The sequence below is a fragment of the Pseudomonas sp. GW821-FHT03A09 genome, from assembly GCF_059421065.1.
This window is the reverse complement of the sequence record NZ_JBWKUX010000011.1, coordinates 117,661-136,746: the sequence shown is the minus strand read 5'-3', so window position 1 is coordinate 136,746 and position 19,086 is coordinate 117,661. Positions and strand designations below refer to the sequence as shown.

The following is a 19,086-nucleotide window of genomic DNA, read 5'->3' as shown; positions in this document are numbered from 1 at the left end:
TGATTGAACAGCTGTTCAACTAATCTGGACACTGGTGTTTGATCAAAGGCCCTGACATGACCGTCGACCCTCCCAAACTGCGCCGCGCCGACCCCGATGAACGCCGGGACTTGTTGGTCGCCGCCACCCTCACCTGCCTTGCCCGCGACGGCCACGCCGGGATTTCCGTGCGGCGGATCGCGACCGAAGCCGGTGTGTCGGTGGGCTTGCTCAATCATCATTTCGGCACCATTGATGCGCTGATCGCCGAGACGTATCACAAGCTGGCCAACGAACTGACCAGCGCCTTGTGGGCACAGGTCGAGCAGGCCGACGGTGCCGCCGCACGCCTGGATGCGTTTCTCAGCGCATCGTTTTCGCCACGGGTCATGGACCCCGACCTGCTGGGCGTGTGGGTGGTGTTCTGGAGCCTGATCCGCCATTCACCCCATGTGAACCAATCCCACGAAAACAGCTACCGCGCCTATCTGGCCTTGATCCAGCAACTGCTGGACGACCTGGCCCGCAGTGAAAACCTCGTGATCCACGACAGCCACCTGGCCGCCATCGGTCTATCGGCGATGCTCGACGGGCTCTGGCTTGAGGGCTGCCTCAACCCCGGCACTTTCAGCCCCGCCAACGGCCTGCACATCTGTCGCTGCTGGGTACAGGGGTTGCGTCACGGAGCATTCAGCGCCGACCACATCTTGTGATTCGGGATGCCGTGCACTGAGCATGGCCAAGGTGCCGCTGACGGCGATCAGCACGGCCCCGATGATCAGCGAGGTGTCCATCGAGACGCCCCAGATCAGGCTGGATAAGAGAAAGGCCCAGATCAAGCCGGTGTATTCGAACGGTGCGAGCAAGGTTGCGGTGGCGCGGCGAAAACTGGCGAACAACAGGAACTGCCCGATACCGCCCACCAGCCCTGCGGCCAGCATGCCCAGCCACGCGGGTGTCGGCGCTGGCGTGTGAGTCCAGGGCAAGGTCAGGGCCATGCAGATCACGAACACCCCATTGGTGATCAGCATCTGCTCCAACACCGAAGTGGCCGGATCAACCTGGCGCAGTTGGATATAGGTGAACGCCCAACACAGCGCGGCGGCCAGGGTCAGGGCGATGGGCACCGGGTCTTGCAGATGGCTGGGGCGACAGGCAATCACCACACCGACAAACCCAATGATCAAGGCGACCCACTGGCCCCGGTTGGCGCGCTCCTTGAGGATCAAGGCCGCGAGCAACGTGACCATGATCGGCGCGGAAAAATACAGCGTGGTCATTTCCGCCAGGGTCAGGTCCTTGGCCGCGGTGTAGTACAGCAGCCACGCCAGCAACGACAGCAACCCGCGAATGATCAACAGTTTGCGGCTGGCGGAGGCCCACGCGCGGTGCAACAAGCCCATGCGTCCGGCGATCACACAGGCGCCGACCACCACCAGGCTGCGCCAGAACAGAATGGTAAACACCGAATAATCGGCCACCAGCCATTTGATCACCGCGTCCTGCAACGCCAGGAACGCGTAGGCCAGTGAGCACAGGGCAATCCCTTGCAACGCGCGGTCCTGTTTCATCCAGCCGACCTGCGCAGCGACGTACCGCGTCGTTCGGCGATGGCGTAGACGCCTTCGATGAGGAACGTCAGGCACAGGTAGACACCGGCCACCAGCAGCAGCGGTTGGTAGATCTGCAACGTCTGCGCGCGCACCACGTTGGCGGCGCCCAACAGGTCGACCACGGCAATCGTCGACGCCAATGCCGTGGACTTGAGCAACATCACCGTCTCCCCCGCCAAGGTCGGTAGCAACAGGCGCATCGCCCGAGGCAGACGCACGCGCAGCAGCGCCTGGCGTGGGGTCATGCCAAAGGCCGACGCCGCCTCCATCTCGCCCTTGGGCACCGCCAGCAAGCCGCCGCGAATCACCTCCCCCACGTAAGCGCCCACTGACAGCACCAGGGCGAACACAATGTACCAATAGCCGTCACGCAGGAATGGCCAGAGGAAACTGCCGCGCACCATGGGGAACTGGGCGAACAGACTGCCCAGGCCGTAATAGAAGATGTAGATCTGGATCAACAGCGGCGTACCGCGCAACATGCTGGTGTAGGCCGACGCGCAGCGCGCCAGCCATTTGCGCCGTGACAACCGCGCCAAGGCCACCAGCACCGCCAGGGCAAACCCCAGTAGCGCCGAGACCACCAGCAGCGACAAGGTGGTTTGCAAACCCTTGGCGATCAGCCCCGCGTAATAGCTTATCCACTCAGGCATACGCCCCTCACTCGACAACCGGCATCCAGCGACGAATACGTCGCTCCAGGCGTCCGGACAGGTGGTTGGAAGCCAGCGTCACCAGGTAATACAAGGCGGCGGCGGTGAGGTAGAACAACAGGTATTGGCGCGTGGAACCCGCCGCCTGCTTGGCGGTGTACAGCAACTCATTGGTGCCGACCACGCTGATCAAGGCGCTGTCCTTGATCAGGTTGATCCACAGGTTGGACATGCCGGCCAAGGCGTAGGGTGCCATGATCGGCAAGGTCACCCGGCGAAACAGGCCAAAGCCGCTCAAGCCGAACGCCCGCGCCGCTTCGATCTGCCCATGAGGGATCGCCAGGATGGCGGCGCGGAAGATCTCCGACGCATAAGCGCCCTGTACCAGGCCCAGCACCAGAATCGCCACCAGCGGCCCGCTGATATTCACTTGCTGGAAACCCAACCCCAGCATCAACGCGTTCAGCCCCATGGAACCCGCGTAATACAGCAGCAGGATCAGCAGCAGCTCCGGCACCGCGCGAAACACCGTGGTGTAGCCGCGCATCAGCAATGCAATCGGGCGCGGCGCACTGAGTTTGGCGCAGGCCACCACCAGGCCGATCAACAAGCCTACGGCGAATGAGCCGGCGGAAATTTGCAGGGTCATCCATAACCCTTTAAGCAGCGCGTTGCCCCATCCTTGTTCACCCAAGCTGAGGAGATCCAGCATTATTCGGTCTTCTGGGCGAGTTGCTGGTAAGGACTGTCACAGGTCTTGCTGACAAACGCTGGCGTGTCAGTGCGTTTGCACGGGCTCACCGACAGGCCGAAGTAATGCTGGGACAGGTCGTCATAGTCCTTGCTGACCAGCAGTTCGCCGATGGCTTTATCGAGGCGGGCCTTGAGCGCAGTGTCTTCCTTGCGTAACCCGGCGCCGACACCACGGCCGATGATCGGGTCGTAGGGCACGCTGGCGATATGGGCCAGGCCTTGGGCTTCCGGGGTTTTGATCATCATGGCGATGGCGGTGTCGTCAGCGACCATGTAGTCGATACGCCCTGCGATCAAGTCGGCGTTGGCCGATTCCTGGGTGTCGTAGTACTTAAGATCAGCGATGTTCTCGTAATACTTTTTCAAGTAATTGGCACTGACGGTGGAGATCTGCACACCAATCAGCTTGCCCTTGAAGCCCGCTGGCGACACTTCGATTTCACTGCCCTTCGGCCCTGCCACGCCGATCAGCGAGTCGTAATAGGCACGGCTGAAAGCGATCTGTTTTTCGCGCTCATCGGTGACCGACATCGAGGAAAAAATCACGTCGATTTTCTTCGCCAGCAACGAGGGGATGATGCCGTCCCACGCCACTTCCTTGATCTGACACTCGGCCTTCATGCCTTCACACAGCTTGTGGATCAGGTCCACCTCAAAGCCCGACCACTGGCCGTTGCCGCCTTTCAGGGTGAACGGCGGGTACGGTTCGGCCGCCACGGCGAACACAATGGGCTTTTCCGCTGCCTGAGTGAAACCTGCGGCCACCACCAACACTGCACTGCCCAACCAGCTTGCCATGGATTTGAATGTCATGATTTGCCCCGTCTTTTTATTGGAGTTAGCGAGTTTGATGCGCGTTGACGAACTGCCGGCAACGCTCACTGCGTGGGTTGATAAACACCGAGTCCGGCGAGCCGGCCTCCTCGATCATGCCTTGGTGCAGAAAAGCCACTTTGGAGGACACATCCCGGGCGAAGGCCATTTCATGGGTGACCAGGATCATGGTGCGGCCTTCTTCGGCCAACGAGCGGATGACGCGCAAGACCTCGCCCACCAGTTCCGGATCAAGGGCTGAGGTAGGCTCGTCGAACAGCATGACTTTGGGCCGCATGGCCAGCGCGCGGGCAATCGCCACCCGTTGCTGTTGGCCACCGGATAGAAACGCCGGGTACTCATTGCGCTTGGCGGCGAGCCCCACACGGTCAAGCAAGGCTTCGGCCCGCTCGGTGGCCTCGGCGCGGCTTTCGCCCAGCACCTGGGTGGGCGCTTCGATAAGGTTTTCCAGGACGGTGCGATGGGGCCACAGGTTGAAGTTCTGGAACACCATGCCCAGGGTCGAACGAATACGCACCAGCTGTTTGGCATCGGCCACCAACGGTGCGCCGGGGATGCCGTAATTCAGCTTGATGCTTTCGCCGTCGACATGAATGCTGCCCTGGTCGGGCACTTCAAGCATGTTGATGCACCGCAACAAAGTGCTTTTGCCCGAGCCGCTGGCGCCGATCAACGAAATCACGTCACCTTCGCGGGCGGTGAGGGAAATGCCCTTGAGTACCTCGATGTTGCCGAAGCGCTTATGCAGGTCGATGACTTCGATCATCTTCCGGGCTTCTGCTGCGGGTGCGACCTCGACCGGCGCCGCCGCAACGACACGTGGCTCACCGGCCAACTGAGCGACAAACCCCGCGATGCGCCGACACGCTTCGCCCAGACGCTCTTCGCCGAGGGTGAATGACAAGCGCACAAACCCTTGGGCGGGTTCGCCGAAAGCCGCCGCATCAAGCACCGACACGCCGGCTTCACGAAACAAGCGCCAGGCGAAATCCAGGGAGTCGAGGCCGGTGCCACGTACATCCACCAGCACAAACATGCCGGCTTGTGGCGCCTGCACCTTGATGCCCGGGCAGGCACTCAGCCCGGCCACCACCAAGTCCCGCCGCCGCCGATAGATCTCGCGCATGCCTTGGGTCACATCATCATGGGCCAGCACTGCCGCCGTGGCGGCCTCCATCACAAACCCAGGCAAACCGTAGAGCATGCTCAGCACGAGGGTTTCCGCGTGGACCACCATCTGCGGCGCAGCGATGATCCAGCCGATGCGCCAGCCGGTCATGGCGTGGGATTTCGACAGGCTACCGATCACGATGCAACGCTCAGCCATGCCCGGCAGCGCGGCCAGGCTGTGGTACTCGCCATCGAACACCAGGCTTTCATAGACCTCATCGACCACCACCCACAAATCATGGGCGATGGCCAGGTCGGCGATGGCTTGCAGTTCCTGGGGGTTCAGCACCACGCCGGTGGGGTTGTTCGGGTTGGAGAAAAAGATCGCACGGGTACGCGGGGTGATCGCGGCGGCGAGTGCCTGGGCATCCAGGCGGAATCCGGACTCCGGCGCGCACGGCACGCGCACCAAGGTCGCGCCGCTGGCCTTGAGCGTGGCTTCGTAGGTGACGTACATCGGATCGAGCACCAGCACTTCATCGCCAGCCTGCAGCAGGCACAGGGAACTGATGAACAAGGCGTTTTGCGCGCCGGGCACGATGATGACGTTTTCGGCGCTCAGGTTGCGTGCCAGGCTGCTGCTGTAACGCGCCGCCACCGCCTCGCGCAGACGCTGGCGGCCGGGGATTTCGGTGTAGTGCGTATCACCGTCACGCAGGGCGCCGACGGCGGCATCGGTGATGAACGATGGCGTGGCGAAATCGGGGTCGCCGACGCTAAGAATGATGATGTCCTCGCCCTGGCTGGCGGCGTGGAACGCGGCGTGATGGATGTCCCAGGCAGCGACGCCCTGCCCTGAAATTCGCTCAACGAAGGGGGAAAACCGCATGCCGTAGCCTCTCGTTCAAAAAGAAAAAGCGCTGACCCGTTCATGTGCAAACGGGTGGATGCGGTCAACATAGTTCAAACTGAACAGTCGTTCAATGGGTAAGTTTGCCGGGGTGTCGTTTATCGGCCAAAGAGGTCGTTAAGGGCTTGGCAACCGGCTCGACAAACCGCAACTCATCCGGGTCTTTGAGCGGCACCTGCGCGTCATCCATCAATGAGCCCGGATCTTCGTTTCCCGGGTCATTGAGCTCCTCGTCGGCCTCTTCTTCAGACATGACCACTTCCTCTTTCAAGCGCCAGGATTGTCCACCTGAACATTAAGAATAGCAGCGCCTTGCGATTCCCCCTGTGGGATGCCCCGTACTCGCGCACCAATTCGGAGCATATATGCCTTGTAGTGAGCGGGCTTGCCCCGCGCTGGGCTGCGTAGCTGCCCCAAAAAAAACGGGAACGCTGCGCACGCCAGCGCGGGGCAAGCCCGCTCACTACAAACCAGGGTATTCGGCACACGCATTGCTTTATGTCTCTGGGCGTCCCTCTGCACTGACAAGGAACTGGAATGGCTCGATCTTTCTTTGATGAAATGAATGACGCTAACGGCGTGTGCCGTGCGCACTATCAGGATTTCTCCCGTTGGCTGGCCAATACGCCCCCGGAATTGCTGGCCCAAAGGCGCCGCGAAGCCGACCTGTTGTTCCATCGCGCCGGGATCACCTTCACCCTCTATGGCGACGAGCAGGATACCGAGCGCCTGATCCCCTTCGACATCATCCCCCGCAGCATCCCCGCCAGTGAATGGAGCGTGATCGAACGCGGCTGCATCCAGCGGGTCAACGCACTGAACCTGTTCCTGGCCGATATCTACCACGACCAGCGCATCATCAAGGCCGGAATCATTCCAGCGGACCAGGTGCTGGGCAACGAGGGTTACCAGCAGGCCATGGTCGGCCTGGATCTGCACCGGGGCATTTACTCCCATATCTCCGGTGTGGACCTGGTGCGCGACGGCGATGGCACCTACTACGTGCTGGAAGACAATCTGCGTACTCCCAGCGGCGTGAGCTACATGCTCGAAGACCGCAAGATGATGATGCGCCTGTTCCCGGAAGTGTTCGCCAAGCAGCGCATCGCGCCGGTGGACCACTACCCGAACCTGCTGCTCAAGACTTTGAAAAGCTCCAGTCGCCTGGACAACCCCAATGTCGTGGTGCTGACCCCAGGGCGCTTCAACAGTGCCTTCTTCGAACACGCATTCCTGGCCCGGGAAATGGGCGTGGAACTGGTGGAAGGCGCTGACCTGTTCGTGCACGACCTCAAGGTGTTCATGCGCACCACCGACGGGCCCAAGGCCGTGGACGTGATCTACCGGCGCATCGACGACGCATTCCTCGATCCCCAGGCGTTCAACCCGGAGTCAATGCTCGGCGTCCCCGGCCTGGTCGCGGCGTACTGTGCCGGCAATGTGGTGTTGGCCAATGCGATTGGCACCGGGGTGGCCGATGACAAGTCGATCTACCCCTATGTGCCGGAAATGATCCGCTTCTACCTGGATGAAGAACCGATCCTGCAAAACGTACCGACCTTCCAATGCCGCAAGCCGGATGAGCTGTCCCACGTGTTGGCCAACCTGTCCGAACTGGTCGTCAAGGAAACCCAGGGCTCCGGTGGCTACGGCATGCTGGTGGGCCCGGCGTCCACGGCGGCCGAGATTGAGGACTTCCGTCAACGTATCCAGGCGCGTCCCCATGCGTACATCGCCCAACCGACCTTGAGCCTGTCCACCTGCCCCACCTTTGTCGAAAACGGCATCGCGCCACGGCATATCGACCTGCGGCCCTTTGTACTCTCCGGCAAGGAAACCCGCCTGGTGCCGGGTGGCTTGACCCGTGTGGCATTGAAGGAAGGCTCGTTGATCGTCAACTCGTCGCAAGGCGGCGGAACCAAGGACACCTGGGTGGTAGAGGGCTGAGTATGTTGAGTAGAACCGCCGCAGATCTGTACTGGATGTCTCGTTACCTGGAGCGCGCCGAGAACCTGGCACGCATGCTGGAAGTCAGTTATTCGCTGTCGCTGATGCCCCAGGCCGGGCGCAGCGATGGCCTGGACGAACTGGCGATGTCGTTGCTCAGCAGCGGCACCCTGGACAGCTACCTCGAACGTCACCAGCAGTTGGACGCCGAGCGCATGCTGCACTTCTTCGCCCTTGACGCAGAAAACCCCGCCAGCATCTACAACTGCCTGCGCGCCGCCCGGGGTAATGCCCATGCGGTACGCGGACGCATCACCGCCGACATGTGGGAAAACCTCAACGCCACCTGGCTGGAAATGCGCAGCATCGCCACAGGAGGCTTGGCGCGCCACGGCATCAGCCACTTCTGTGACTGGGTCAAGCAACGCTCGCACCTGTTCCGAGGCGCCACCTCGGGCACCATCATGCGCAATGACGCCTATCGATTTATCCGCCTGGGCACCTTTGTCGAGCGCGCGGACAACACCCTGCGCCTGCTGGATGCGCGCTACGAGATGTTTGGTGAAGAGTCCGAAGAAGTCAGCGACCTGTCGGCACGCGGGTATTACCAGTGGAGCGCCTTGCTCCGTGCGCTGTCGTCGTTCGAGGCGTACACCGAGCTATACCCGAATGCGCTGAATGCCCGCTCGGTGTCGGAGCTGTTGCTCCTGCGCAGTGATGTACCACGCTCATTGCATGCCTGCATCGAGGAACTGAGCCATATCCTGGCGGACCTGCCCGGCAGTTATGGGCGCGCCGCGCAACGCCTGGCGGCGGAATTCGAGGCGCGGCTGCGTTACACCGGGATCGATGAAATCCTCGAAGACGGCCTGCATAGCCGCCTCACCGACTTTATCGACACGGTGCGCGAACTGGCTCGAGCCATTCACAGCTCCTACTTGGAAGTGGTGTGAGTGCAGTACGGTCACTTAACTGTCAATTCGGGTGATTGACCCTTCTTTGATGCGGCTCTTATGTTGGGCAGGTGCAACGCCTTACCAACATAAGAAAAGGTACAGAGCATATCCGAACTGACCCTCACCCTCACCGCTGCCCACACCCTGCAACGCTGGCATGCCATGCTGGCCGCCCGCGACCTCAAGGCGTTGCCCGAGCTGCTGGCCCCCGACGCGGTGTTTCGCTCGCCCATGGCCCACACGCCCTACCCTGGCGCGCCTGTGGTGCCGATGATCCTCAACACCGTGATCAACGTGTTCGAAGACTTCATCTACCACCGTGAATTGGCCACCGGCGACGGCCTGAGCGTGGTGCTGGAGTTCAGCGCACGGGTGGGCGACAAGCAGCTCAAGGGCATCGACCTGATTCGCTTCAACGAGCAAGGGCAGATCATCGAGTTTGAAGTGATGATCCGCCCCTTGAGCGGCCTGCAGGCCCTGGGTGACGAGATGGGCCGACGCCTGGCGCCTTACCTGGCCAAGGCCAAAGGCTGACTACTGGTTCTTCACCAGCACCGGCTCGGCGCGGTATTGATCCGGGAACAGCTTTTTGAGCTGCGCCACCTTGGGCAGGTCATTGATCACGATGTACGGGTAAGACGGGTTCTCGGTGAGGAAGTCCTGGTGATAGGCCTCCGCCGGATAGAACGTCTTGCCCGTCTCCACTTGGGTCACTATCGGCTTGTCGAAGGCCTTTGCGGCGTCCAGTTGCGCGATATAAGCCTGGGCGACTTTTTGCTGCTCGGGATTCTGCGCAAAGATCTCCGAACGGTACTGAGTGCCACTGTCTGGGCCTTGGCGGTTCAGTTCGGTGGGGTTGTGGGCCACCGAAAAGTAGATCTGCAAGAGTTTGCCGTAGCTGACGGTACTCGGGTCGTAGGTCACCGACACCGCTTCGGCGTGGCCCGTATTGCCCTCGCTGACCGACTCGTACTGGGCCGTGTTCGCAGCACCGCCATCGTAGCCGGACACCGCATTTTTCACGCCTTGCACATGCTGGAACACACCCTGCACGCCCCAGAAGCAACCACCGGCGAACACCGCTGTTTGCAGGTTGCCCGGTTCGGCAGGCAGGTCCAAGGCAGGCGGCGCAATCACCACGGCGTCTTCAGTGCCGCCAAAGGGAAAGGCCGAGCTTTGGCCTACAAATGCAACAAAAGCGAAAACCGGTAAATATCTGAGCAGCTTCATCACTCTCACTCCAATGCAACTGAATAAACGGCGTCAAAATGTGGGAGCGGGCTTGCTCGCGAAAACGGTGTGTCAGGCACTGAATATGTTGTTTGAAGTACCGCCTTCGCGAGCAAGCCCGCTCCCACATCGATGGGGTTAACAGTTCATAAGTCAGTTAACCGAAAGTGAAGGCGTAGGCCGCCACATGCGGGTCAAGGAATTCGATGCTGAAGGTGCAGTCCTGCACGGCACCGGGTTGACGCACCAGTTGGTACAAGCGCTGCTCGGTCACAGTGCCGCTGCCGTCTGGCGCCACGTCGGTGCCGTGGGCATCGCCCGGCGCCTGGCCGTCGAGGGTCACCTTGAAGCGCACCGGCTTGCCATCGGCCCCCGGGCCGAGCACCAGGTGCAGGTCACGGGCATGGAAGCGGTACACAATGTGCCCGCCCGCCTGATCGAGGGTGACTTGCTGACCGCCGACGTTCCACTGGCCGTCCAGGGTCCAGTTGTTCAGCGCCAGGGGCCCCGACTTGACGAAGTTCTCGGCGCGCTGGAAGCCCAGGTAGGTTTCCGGCGACTGCACTTCATTCATGTCCGGCGCCTGTTGCACGCCCTTGGCGGCAGCCTCGATCAGCCCACCGGCAACATTTTGCGCCCCGGCTTCACGCAGCAATTGCTGGATCACCCGCTCCGACTCGGCATACTCACCTTCGCCGAAGTGGTGATAACGGATCTGTCCCTTCGCATCGACAAAGTAATGCGCCGGCCAGTACTGGTTGTTGAACGCGCGCCAGATCTTGTAGTTGTTGTCGATGGCCACCGGGTAGGTGATCCCCAGGTCCTTCATCGCCTGGGTGACGTTGTTCACGTCGCGTTCAAAGGCAAATTCCGGGGCGTGCACACCGATCACCACCAGGCCCTGGTCGTGATACTTCTCGGCCCAGGCTTTGACATACGGCAAGCTGCGCAGGCAGTTGATGCAGGAGTAGGTCCAGAAATCCACCAGCACCACCTTGCCTTTCAAGCCCTCGGCCGTCAGTGGCGGGCTGTTGAGCCATTGCACCGCGCCGTCCAGCGGCGGCAGCATGCCTTCGATCGGCAGCGTATCGCTGTGGTTGGCCGCCATCATCATCGCCCCGCCCTTTTGCTCGGGCTTGGCGCTCAAGTGATCCACCAGGCTTTGTTCCAAACCACCCGTGGACGCCGTCGACAAACGGGCCAGCACGCCCGTATCCAAGCCCAGGGCAATGGCAGCCACACCGGCCAGCATCAACGCGCCGAGGCCACGGCGCAGCCATTCGCCAGCACCGAGGGAGCGCTTCATAAAGCCAAAGACTTTACCGCCGACCAGTAGCGCCAATGCCAGGGACGTCGCAGCACCGGCGGCGTAGGCCAGCAACAGCAAGGTAGTGGCGATACTGGCGCCTTGCAGCGCTGCGCCGGTCAGCAGCAGCCCGAGAATTGGCCCGGCGCACGGCGCCCAGAGCAAACCGGTGGCCACGCCGATCAGGAACGAAGCGCCCGGACGCGGTTTGGCATCGGCGCCTGCGGCCTCCGACAGGCGACTGCCCGCCGCCACCAACGGGCGCGTCAGGCGCTCCGACAGGTGTGGCAGCAGCAGCGTCAAGCCGAACAGGGCAACGCACAGCAACGCGAGCCAGCGCCCGTACTGATTGACTTGCACCACCCAACCGCCGCCCACCGCCGCCAGTGTGGCCACCAGGGCGAACGTCACCGCCATCCCCGCTAACAGCGGCAAGCCACTGCGCATAAACGGCTGCCCGGTGCGAGCGAAGACAAAAGGCAGAACAGGCAGGATGCACGGGCTGACAATAGTCAGCACGCCGCCCAGATACGCGAGAACCAGAAGCCACATGGGATCGTCCCTTATAAGTAGATAAAAGCATCGGTCCTCCTGAGGGACTCTGCACCTGTAGTGAGCCATGCCAATGACTTGATTCTGGGCGTTGGGCGGTCGCGAAATCCTCACGCAGAGTTAAACAATTCGTGATAACTACACTGTTGCAAAACCCGCACAATGCGCGAACGACAAGCCAAGGTTTCTTTCCATGGAACAGCCCAAACGTGTCCTCGTGGTCGAGGACGACGCCCATATTGCCGATCTGATCTGCCTGCACCTGCGTGACGAACAGTTTGAAGTGGTGCACAGCGCCGACGGCAACGAAGGCTTGCGGCTGCTTGAGCAAGGCGGTTGGGACGCGTTGATCCTCGACCTGATGCTGCCCGGCGTCGACGGCCTCGAAATCTGCCGCCGCGCCCGCGCCATGACGCGCTACACGCCGATCATCATCACCAGCGCCCGCTCCAGCGAATTGCACCGCATCCTCGGCCTGGAACTGGGCGCCGACGACTACCTGGCCAAGCCGTTTTCCATGCCGGAACTGGTGGCCCGGGTAAAAGCGCTGCTGCGTCGGGTCGACGCCATGGCACGCAACCTGAAGATGGACGCCGGCAGCCTCGATCTCGGCCAGTTGTTCATCAATCCACTGACCCGCGACGCCACCTTGAGCGGCCAACGCCTGGACCTCACGCCGCGGGAATTCGACTTGCTGTACTTCTTCGCCCGCCAGCCGGGCAAGGTGTTTTCACGCATGGACCTGCTCAACGCCGTGTGGGGCTACAGCCACGAAGGCTACGAGCACACGGTGAACACCCATATCAACCGACTGCGCGCCAAGGTCGAGGCCGACCCGGCCAACCCGGCGCGCATCCTCACGGTGTGGGGTCGTGGCTACAAATTCGCCGAGACCTCACCATGAAACTGACCCTCACCCAGCGCCTGTCGGTGGTGTTCGCCGTGCTACTGGTGATCTGCAGCGGCACCTCGGCCTGGCTGCAAGTGCGCTCCAACCGCATGCACGAGCTGGAAGTGGTGCAAGGCTTGTCCCGCGACTTGGCGGCACATATCGCCCGCGACACGCAACTGATGGACGCCGACGGGCTCAAGCCCGACGCGGTGCGCAACCTGTTCGGCCAACTGATGCTGGTCAACCCCAGCGTCGAGGTGTACTTGCTCGATATCGACGGCCGCGTGGTGGGCAATGCCGCACCTGCCGGGCACCTGCTGCGTGATCGCGTCGACCTTGCGCCGATCCGGCGCTTCCTCAGCGGTGCGATGCTGCCGATCCTCGGTGACGACCCGCGCAGCGTCGACACGCGCAAGGTGTTCAGCGTCGCGCCGTTGCGGGCCAACGGCCAGCAAACCGGTTTCCTGTACGTGGTGCTGCTGGGCGAAGCCCACGATGTGTACGACGCCAAGGACGCTACGGGCATGGCGCTGAAAATCGCCCTGTGGTCCATCGGCCTGGTGGCGTTGCTGTGCCTGATGGCCGGCCTGATCGCTTTCGCCTGGATCACCCGCCCATTGCGCCAGTTGACCGACAAGGTCGCTCGTTTCGACGTCAACGGCACGCCCGTGCCGATGCAAACTCCCCTGCCAGCGCTCGACAGCGGCGATGAAATCGCGGTGCTCGACCACGCCTTCGTGCAGATGGAGAACCGCCTGGGCGAACAATGGCGCGCCATCACCCACCAGGATCAGGAACGCCGGGAAATGGTCGCGAATATTTCCCACGACCTGCGGACACCGTTGGCCTCCTTGCATGGCTATCTGGAAACCCTCTCGCTCAAGGACGCCAGCCTCAGCCCCGAAGAACGCCGACGTTACCTCGGCATCGCCCTGGACCAGAGTCGCAAGGTCGGCGGCCTGGCTCAGTCACTGCTGGAACTGGTGCGCCTGGAACATGGTTTTGTGCAACCGGTGATCGAAGGGTTTTCACTGCCGGACCTGGTGCAGGACATCTTCCAGAAGTTCGAACTCACTGCCGAAGCCCGTGCCATCACCCTGACCGCGATCTTGCCGCCGTATGTGCCGACGGTATTGGCCGACCTGGGCCTGATCGAGCGGGTGCTGACCAACCTGCTGGACAATGCGCTGCGTCATACACCGGTGAATGGCGAAGTCGAAGTGATCCTGGCGCTTCAGGCCAATGGAGTGGCCGTTACGGTGAGCGACAGCGGCCCAGGCATCGATGCAGAGTTGCACGAGGGCTTGTTCCTGCGTGCCTTCACCATCGGCGGTGCTCGTCGCGATGGCGGCCTGGGCCTGCGTATCGTGCACCGCATCCTGCAATTGCACGGCAGCAGCATCCAACTGGTGGAGCGTCCCGGCCATGGCGCCACCTTTACGTTTTACCTAGAAACCCGAGCATCAGCGCGTTGACCTGCCGGGCCTGCTCGTTCTGAATCCAGTGACCGCAGTTGGCGAGGACATGCTGTTCCAACCGCGGCACCACGTCGGGCATGCGCTTGAGGGTATGGGCTTCGAACACGCCCACCGGGTCGCGGTCGCCGATCAGGAACAGCGTCGGCTGCAACACCTGTCGACCAGCCAGATGTTCGGTGCGTTGCCAGTTGCGCGCAAAGTTGCGATACCAGTTCAGTGGGCCGCGGAAACCGTGCTTGGCAAAGGTCTGCACATACACATCCAAGTCCGCCTGATTGCACCAGTGCGGTAACGCGCTCGGTGCGCCAACGCCTTCAAGCAACCTGGCGTTGGCCGGTTTTTTCTGCAGGAACACATCCTGATCCTGCATGAACAAGCGCAGCGTGCGCGCGATGTCGGCGTCCAACTCCTGTTCGGCCACGCCGGGCTCCTGGAAGTACAGGATGTAGTTGAAGCGGTCGGCGTACAGTTCACGCATGACCTCGATCACCGGTCGACGGCCACGTCCGGCAAACGGCACTGACATCGTGATCAACCGTGTGATCCGCTCCGGCTCCAGCAGCGCCAAGTGCCAAGCCACCACGGCGCCCCAATCATGACCGACCATCACCACCTGCTGGTGACCGAAGTGATCCATGGCCTGCTGAATATCGGCACACAGCGTCAGCACATCGTAGGCGGCAATGTCCGACGGCGAGCTCGACTCCCCATAACCCCGCATCTGCGGGGCAAACACCCGATACCCGGCGGCGGCCAAGGCCGGGATTTGCTCACGCCAGGAGTGCCAGCACTCGGGAAAACCATGCAGCAGCCATATCGGTCGCCCCTGCTCGGGACCGGCAATGTGAATACTCAGTGCAATGCCGTTGACGGCGATTGTGTGCGGGTTCATGGGCATGGCCTCCCTCAGGGTTTTGCACAGCCTGGAAGATGTCATGCATCGACGCCAGCATCATTGATGAGAGGAATAACTCAATCAACCACCCACCAACGGGGCAGCAACTGGCGTACCCGCGCCTCGCCGAAACGGTCATCGATCAACATCACCACGCCCTGGTCCTGCTGGCTGCGGATTACCCGCCCCGCCGCCTGCACCACTTTCTGAATGCCGGGGTATAGATAGGTGTAGTCGTAGCCAGAGCCGAAAATAGCGCCCATGCGCGCTTTCATTTGTTCATTGACCGGGTTCAGTTGTGGCAAGCCCAAGGTGGCGACGAATGCGCCAATCAAGCGTGCGCCGGGCAAATCAATGCCCTCGCCAAACGCACCGCCCAGCACGGCAAAGCCGATGCCCTGGCTGTGCAGGGTGAATTGATCGAGAAACGCCTGCCGCTCAGCCTCCGCCATGCCCCGGGACTGCAACCACAGCGCCACCTGCGGGTGCCGCTCGGCCATCAACTGGGCCACCTGCTGCAAGTAATCGAAGCTTGAGAAAAACGCCAGGTAGTTGCCCGGTCGCGCGGCGAACTGTTGTGCAATCAGAGCAACGATCGGCTCCAGCGAGGCCTGCCGATGCACGAAGCGCGTGGAGATTTGATCCACGATGTGCACGTGCAGTTGCTCGGCCTTGAATGGCGATTCCACATCGATCCACGCGGTATCTGTCGGCAGGCCCAGCAGGTCGGCGTAATAGTGACGCGGGCTCAGGGTCGCGGAAAACAGCACGCCGCTGCGGGCGGCCGTCAAGCGTGGGCGGATGAACTCAGCCGGCACCACGTTGCGCAGGCACAGGGTTGAAGCGCTGCGTTTGCCGCCAAACTGGCGCTTGCTGATATCGAAGATGAAGTGTTCGTTGAACAGCTCGGCCACCTTGGCAAATTGCAACGCGTCGAAGTAGAAGGTTTGCAGCTCACCGGACAGGGCTTCGGGGTGGTCATTGAAATACTCGGCCATGGCGCTGCTGCATAGACTCAGGGCCTGGAGCAGTTTGTCGGGCTTGGACGCATACGCTTGATACGGCGCTAGTTGGCCCTTGTGCAACGCATTCCACTCACGGTTGAGGCGCTGCAACGGCTTCTTCAACGCTTCGGGCGCGATGTCGCGCAAGGTCTTGAGCGCGTATTGGTCAAGACTGGCGCTGTACATCGAACGAGCGCGCCCCACCAGGTTATGGGCTTCGTCCACCAGCACGGCGGCGCGCCATTGGTTGAGTTGGGCCAGCCCGAACAGTATGCCGCCAAAGTCAAAGTAGTAGTTGTAGTCGGCGACCACCAGATCGCTCCAGCGCGCCATCTCCTGGCTCAGGTAATACGGACAAACGTCGTGGGCCAGTGCCACCTCCCGCAGGTTGTGTTGGTCGAGCAGGCGCACCTGGGAAGCGGCCTCACGCGCAGCCGGCAGACGGTCATAAAAACCCTTGGCCAACGGGCAGGCGTCGCCGTGACAGGCTTTGTCCGGGTGTTCGCAGGCCTTGTCCCGCGCCACCAGTTCCAGCACGCGCAGCGGCAAGGCCGGGCTGCTGTCGTAGAGCACCTGGGCCGCGTCCAGGGCGAGTTTGCGCCCGGGGGTCTTGGCGGTGAGGAAGAACACTTTGTCCAACTGCTGGGGCGCCAGGGCCTTGAGCATCGGGAAAATCGTGCCGACGGTCTTGCCAATGCCGGTCGGCGCCTGGGCCATCAGGCAGCGACCGGTGCTCACGGCCTTGTACACCGACTCGGCCAACGGGCGCTGGCCAGGGCGAAATGCGGCATGGGGGAATGCCAGGTGTTGCGCGGCGCTGTTGCGGGCGTCGCGGTGCTGCATCTCGCGCTGGGCCCAACCGAGAAACAGCGCACATTGCTGGTTGAAGAACTGCTCCAGGTCCGCCGCTTGGAAACCCTGGTTGAGCAGGGTTTCCCCTTCGCCGACGATGTCGAAGTACACCAACGCCAAGTCGATCTCGTCCAGGCCGAGCTTCTGGCACATCAGCCAGCCGTAGACTTTGACTTGGGCCCAATGCAATTGGCGATGGTTGTCGGGCTGGGCGTCGAGGTCACCGCGATAGGTTTTCACTTCTTCCAGGCGATTCGCATCCGGGTCATAGCCGTCCGCCCTGCCCCGTACCGTCAGTTGCGCGTACTCGCCCTCCAGGGCGACTTCGTTCTGGTAGTGCGCGCTGCGCCGGGAAGCCACCGTGCGATGCCCGATGATGCCTTCCTGGGCACTGGGCGACGGCGTGAAACGCAGGTCAAGGTCACCGACCTTGGCCGTGAACTCACACAGTGCTCGTACCGCGACGCTATAGCTCAAGCCGATTCCGCCCAGCGCACGTAGCAGACCGTGACCGGCATCTGGTGCTCGCCGCAGAACTCCAGCCAGCGCAGTTGGTTGTCTTGCAGGCGGTCGCCCGGGCCCTTCACTTCGATCATGCGGTAGGTTTTTTGCGCGGGCCAGAACTGGATCAAGTCCGGCATACCGGCGCGGTTGGCGCGGATATCCAACAGTAACCGTTCGAACCAGTAACGCAGATGCTCGGCGGGAAGGCATTCCAACGCCTGCTCCAACAGCTCTTCGCTGAGCAGGTTCCAGAACACGAAAGGTGACTGGATGCCCCATTTGTCCGCGTAGCGCTGGCGGATGCGGGTCTTGTAGCGCTCATCCTGCAGTTGCTCAAAACAAGCGGCGAACAGCGGAGCGCGGCGCTGATGAAAATCCTCACTGTGCAAATCCGCCGGCCCACGTTGGAACGGGTGAAAGAATGAACCCGGCAACGGCGCGAAAATCGCGTCCCAGCACAACAGCCCGAACAACGAATTGATCAGGCCATTCTCGACGTAGTGCACCGGTGCGTCCGGCTCGCTGAGATGGGCCTGGACGCAGTACTCCACCGACACCAGCGGCTCGGGCAGCGCCAAGGCCAGGTCCAGGCGTGTGACGGCGCGGGGCTTGGCCTTGGGCAACGCCGGCTCCCCCAGCTTGCGGCGCAGACGTGGCAACACACGCAGCAGGTGTTGCTGTTCGGCAGCGCTTTCCGGTGCCTGTTGCGCGGCGCACGCCAGGGTCATGGCCTGGGCATAGTCCTCCTGGCGTTCCAGCACGCGAATCAGCCGTGAACGTGCGCCGGGGTAGGCGCACAGGCGGTAGATACGTTGCGCCACGTCCAACTCGGCGCTGCGTTCGCAAGCGTGGCCGATCTGGAACAACAGCTTGGCGCGGCGTTTTTCCAGCCAAGGGTTGTCGGTGGCAAAGGTGGCGATTTGCGCCAATACAGCGTCCACCGCCTCCCCCGCTTCAAACGCCTGCTGGCACTGGTGCAGGAACAGAAAGCCGTGAACATCCTCACGGTGACGCAAGCCACGGGACTGCGCGCAAAACTCGACCTTCTCATAGGTGTAGATGCCCAGGTCCGCCAGCACGAACTCCGACCAGTCCTGGTGAAGATTGCCAAAGAACATCAGCCGCAATCGGTCGCACAGGTCCATCACGGTGAGGCTGTAGAGGGCATCGTCCAGGCCCGGGCACCATTGGGCAAAACTTCGGTTCTCGGTAAACCGGGCGGCCAGCCCCTCCAGCCAGTCCGTCTTATTACCCTTGGGTTGTTCGATCCATGGCTTGAAGACCTCGAGGATTTCGCCTTTTTGCAGTAACGCAAACAAGGCTGCAAAGCCCAGCTCGCCTTGGTCATCGACCCACCCCTGCTCCACCAGCGTCAGCGCCGCCGTGTGGGTACAGCCAATTTCGACGTAATTGAGTTTGCTCGCCCGAAAATGCACACCCTTGCGCATCACCATGCGTACCAGCAGCGCCTGAGACGCTTGGGGCAAGCTGTCGAATTGCTGAATAAAATGCACTTCGTCCGCGTCGAGCAAATCGGCATAGCGCTGCCGCAGCCAGAGCAGCACTTGGCGGAAGTTATGCAGGTAATACAAGGGATCGTCGAGGGGATTGGCCATGT

General features: G+C 61.9%; 16 protein-coding genes and 1 pseudogene. 6 read left to right on the top strand and 11 right to left on the bottom strand.

Annotated features, from left to right (window positions below; translation table 11 throughout):
• Positions 1–56 precede the first annotated feature (56 nt).
• A pseudogene (locus tag AC07V4_RS20310) lies at positions 57–596 on the top strand (TetR/AcrR family transcriptional regulator); the annotation flags it as partial.
• On the opposite strand, the gene AC07V4_RS20305 reads toward AC07V4_RS20310, so the two are convergent.
• The 6 genes from AC07V4_RS20305 to AC07V4_RS20280 form a co-directional block, all read right to left on the bottom strand.
• Positions 552–1,550 carry a DMT family transporter gene (locus AC07V4_RS20305; RefSeq protein WP_492636679.1) on the bottom strand — a complete coding sequence of 333 codons (999 nt, stop codon included), beginning with the start codon at positions 1,548–1,550 and terminating at the stop codon, positions 552–554. The pseudogene AC07V4_RS20310 and the gene AC07V4_RS20305 sit on opposite strands and share 45 nt — an antisense overlap.
• The gene (locus AC07V4_RS20300; protein WP_492636678.1) at positions 1,547–2,245 is read right to left on the bottom strand and encodes an ABC transporter permease; all 699 of its coding nucleotides are present in this window, start codon (positions 2,243–2,245) and stop codon (positions 1,547–1,549) included. The genes AC07V4_RS20305 and AC07V4_RS20300 overlap by 4 nt, the downstream gene beginning before the upstream one ends.
• Positions 2,246–2,252: 7 nt before the next feature.
• Positions 2,253–2,957 carry an ABC transporter permease gene (locus tag AC07V4_RS20295; RefSeq protein ID WP_492636677.1) on the bottom strand — a complete coding sequence of 235 codons (705 nt, stop codon included), beginning with the start codon at positions 2,955–2,957 and terminating at the stop codon, positions 2,253–2,255.
• Positions 2,957–3,796: a transporter substrate-binding domain-containing protein gene (locus tag AC07V4_RS20290; RefSeq protein WP_492636726.1), complete on the bottom strand. Its 840-nt coding sequence runs from the start codon at positions 3,794–3,796 to the stop codon at positions 2,957–2,959. Before AC07V4_RS20290 ends, AC07V4_RS20295 begins: the two co-directional genes overlap by 1 nt.
• A 40-nt stretch (positions 3,797–3,836) precedes the next feature.
• Entirely contained in the window at positions 3,837–5,831 is a 1,995-nt protein-coding gene (locus tag AC07V4_RS20285) for an aminotransferase class I/II-fold pyridoxal phosphate-dependent enzyme (protein ID WP_492636676.1), read from the bottom strand.
• A 91-nt stretch (positions 5,832–5,922) separates the two neighbouring features.
• On the bottom strand, positions 5,923–6,105 hold the full coding sequence (locus AC07V4_RS20280; RefSeq protein WP_492636728.1) for a hypothetical protein: 183 nt from the start codon (positions 6,103–6,105) through the stop codon (positions 5,923–5,925).
• Positions 6,106–6,389: 284 nt separating this feature from the next.
• On the opposite strand from AC07V4_RS20280, the gene AC07V4_RS20275 reads away from it, so the two are divergent.
• The 3 genes from AC07V4_RS20275 (at position 6,390) to AC07V4_RS20265 (ending at position 9,289) form a co-directional block, all read left to right on the top strand.
• Positions 6,390–7,799 (top strand): circularly permuted type 2 ATP-grasp protein, encoded by a 1,410-nt coding sequence (locus AC07V4_RS20275; protein WP_431752686.1) that lies wholly within the window; start codon positions 6,390–6,392, stop codon positions 7,797–7,799.
• 2 nt (positions 7,800–7,801) lie between these two features.
• Complete coding sequence (locus AC07V4_RS20270) at positions 7,802–8,752, top strand: alpha-E domain-containing protein (RefSeq protein ID WP_431752685.1); 951 nt, start codon at positions 7,802–7,804, stop codon at positions 8,750–8,752.
• A 108-nt stretch (positions 8,753–8,860) separates the two neighbouring features.
• Positions 8,861–9,289 carry a nuclear transport factor 2 family protein gene (locus tag AC07V4_RS20265; RefSeq protein WP_492636725.1) on the top strand — a complete coding sequence of 143 codons (429 nt, stop codon included), beginning with the start codon at positions 8,861–8,863 and terminating at the stop codon, positions 9,287–9,289.
• Here AC07V4_RS20265 and msrA read toward each other — a convergent pair whose 3' ends face one another.
• Together msrA and AC07V4_RS20255 are read right to left on the bottom strand one after the other, a co-directional pair.
• Positions 9,290–9,985, bottom strand: coding sequence for a peptide-methionine (S)-S-oxide reductase MsrA (gene msrA, locus AC07V4_RS20260; RefSeq protein ID WP_492636675.1), 696 nt, complete (start codon positions 9,983–9,985; stop codon positions 9,290–9,292).
• A gap of 157 nt (positions 9,986–10,142) precedes the next feature.
• Complete coding sequence (locus AC07V4_RS20255) at positions 10,143–11,843, bottom strand: cytochrome c biogenesis protein DipZ (protein ID WP_492636674.1); 1,701 nt, start codon at positions 11,841–11,843, stop codon at positions 10,143–10,145.
• 193 nt (positions 11,844–12,036) lie between these two features.
• Here AC07V4_RS20255 and AC07V4_RS20250 point away from each other — a divergent pair, with 193 nt between their 5' ends.
• Positions 12,037–12,747: a response regulator transcription factor gene (locus tag AC07V4_RS20250; protein WP_431753236.1), complete on the top strand. Its 711-nt coding sequence runs from the start codon at positions 12,037–12,039 to the stop codon at positions 12,745–12,747.
• Positions 12,744–14,210: a sensor histidine kinase gene (locus AC07V4_RS20245; protein ID WP_492636673.1), complete on the top strand. Its 1,467-nt coding sequence runs from the start codon at positions 12,744–12,746 to the stop codon at positions 14,208–14,210. Before AC07V4_RS20250 ends, AC07V4_RS20245 begins: the two co-directional genes overlap by 4 nt.
• Here AC07V4_RS20245 and AC07V4_RS20240 read toward each other — a convergent pair.
• From AC07V4_RS20240 to AC07V4_RS20230, 3 genes are all read right to left on the bottom strand, one after another.
• On the bottom strand, positions 14,173–15,105 hold the full coding sequence (locus AC07V4_RS20240) for an alpha/beta fold hydrolase (RefSeq protein ID WP_492636672.1): 933 nt from the start codon (positions 15,103–15,105) through the stop codon (positions 14,173–14,175). The genes AC07V4_RS20245 and AC07V4_RS20240 overlap by 38 nt on opposite strands.
• 80 nt (positions 15,106–15,185) lie before the next feature.
• Positions 15,186–17,441 carry an ATP-dependent DNA helicase gene (locus AC07V4_RS20235; RefSeq protein ID WP_492636671.1) on the bottom strand — a complete coding sequence of 752 codons (2,256 nt, stop codon included), beginning with the start codon at positions 17,439–17,441 and terminating at the stop codon, positions 15,186–15,188.
• Positions 17,438–19,084, bottom strand: coding sequence for a VRR-NUC domain-containing protein (locus tag AC07V4_RS20230; RefSeq protein WP_492636670.1), 1,647 nt, complete (start codon positions 19,082–19,084; stop codon positions 17,438–17,440). The genes AC07V4_RS20235 and AC07V4_RS20230 overlap by 4 nt, the downstream gene beginning before the upstream one ends.
• Positions 19,085–19,086: the final 2 nt, after the last annotated feature.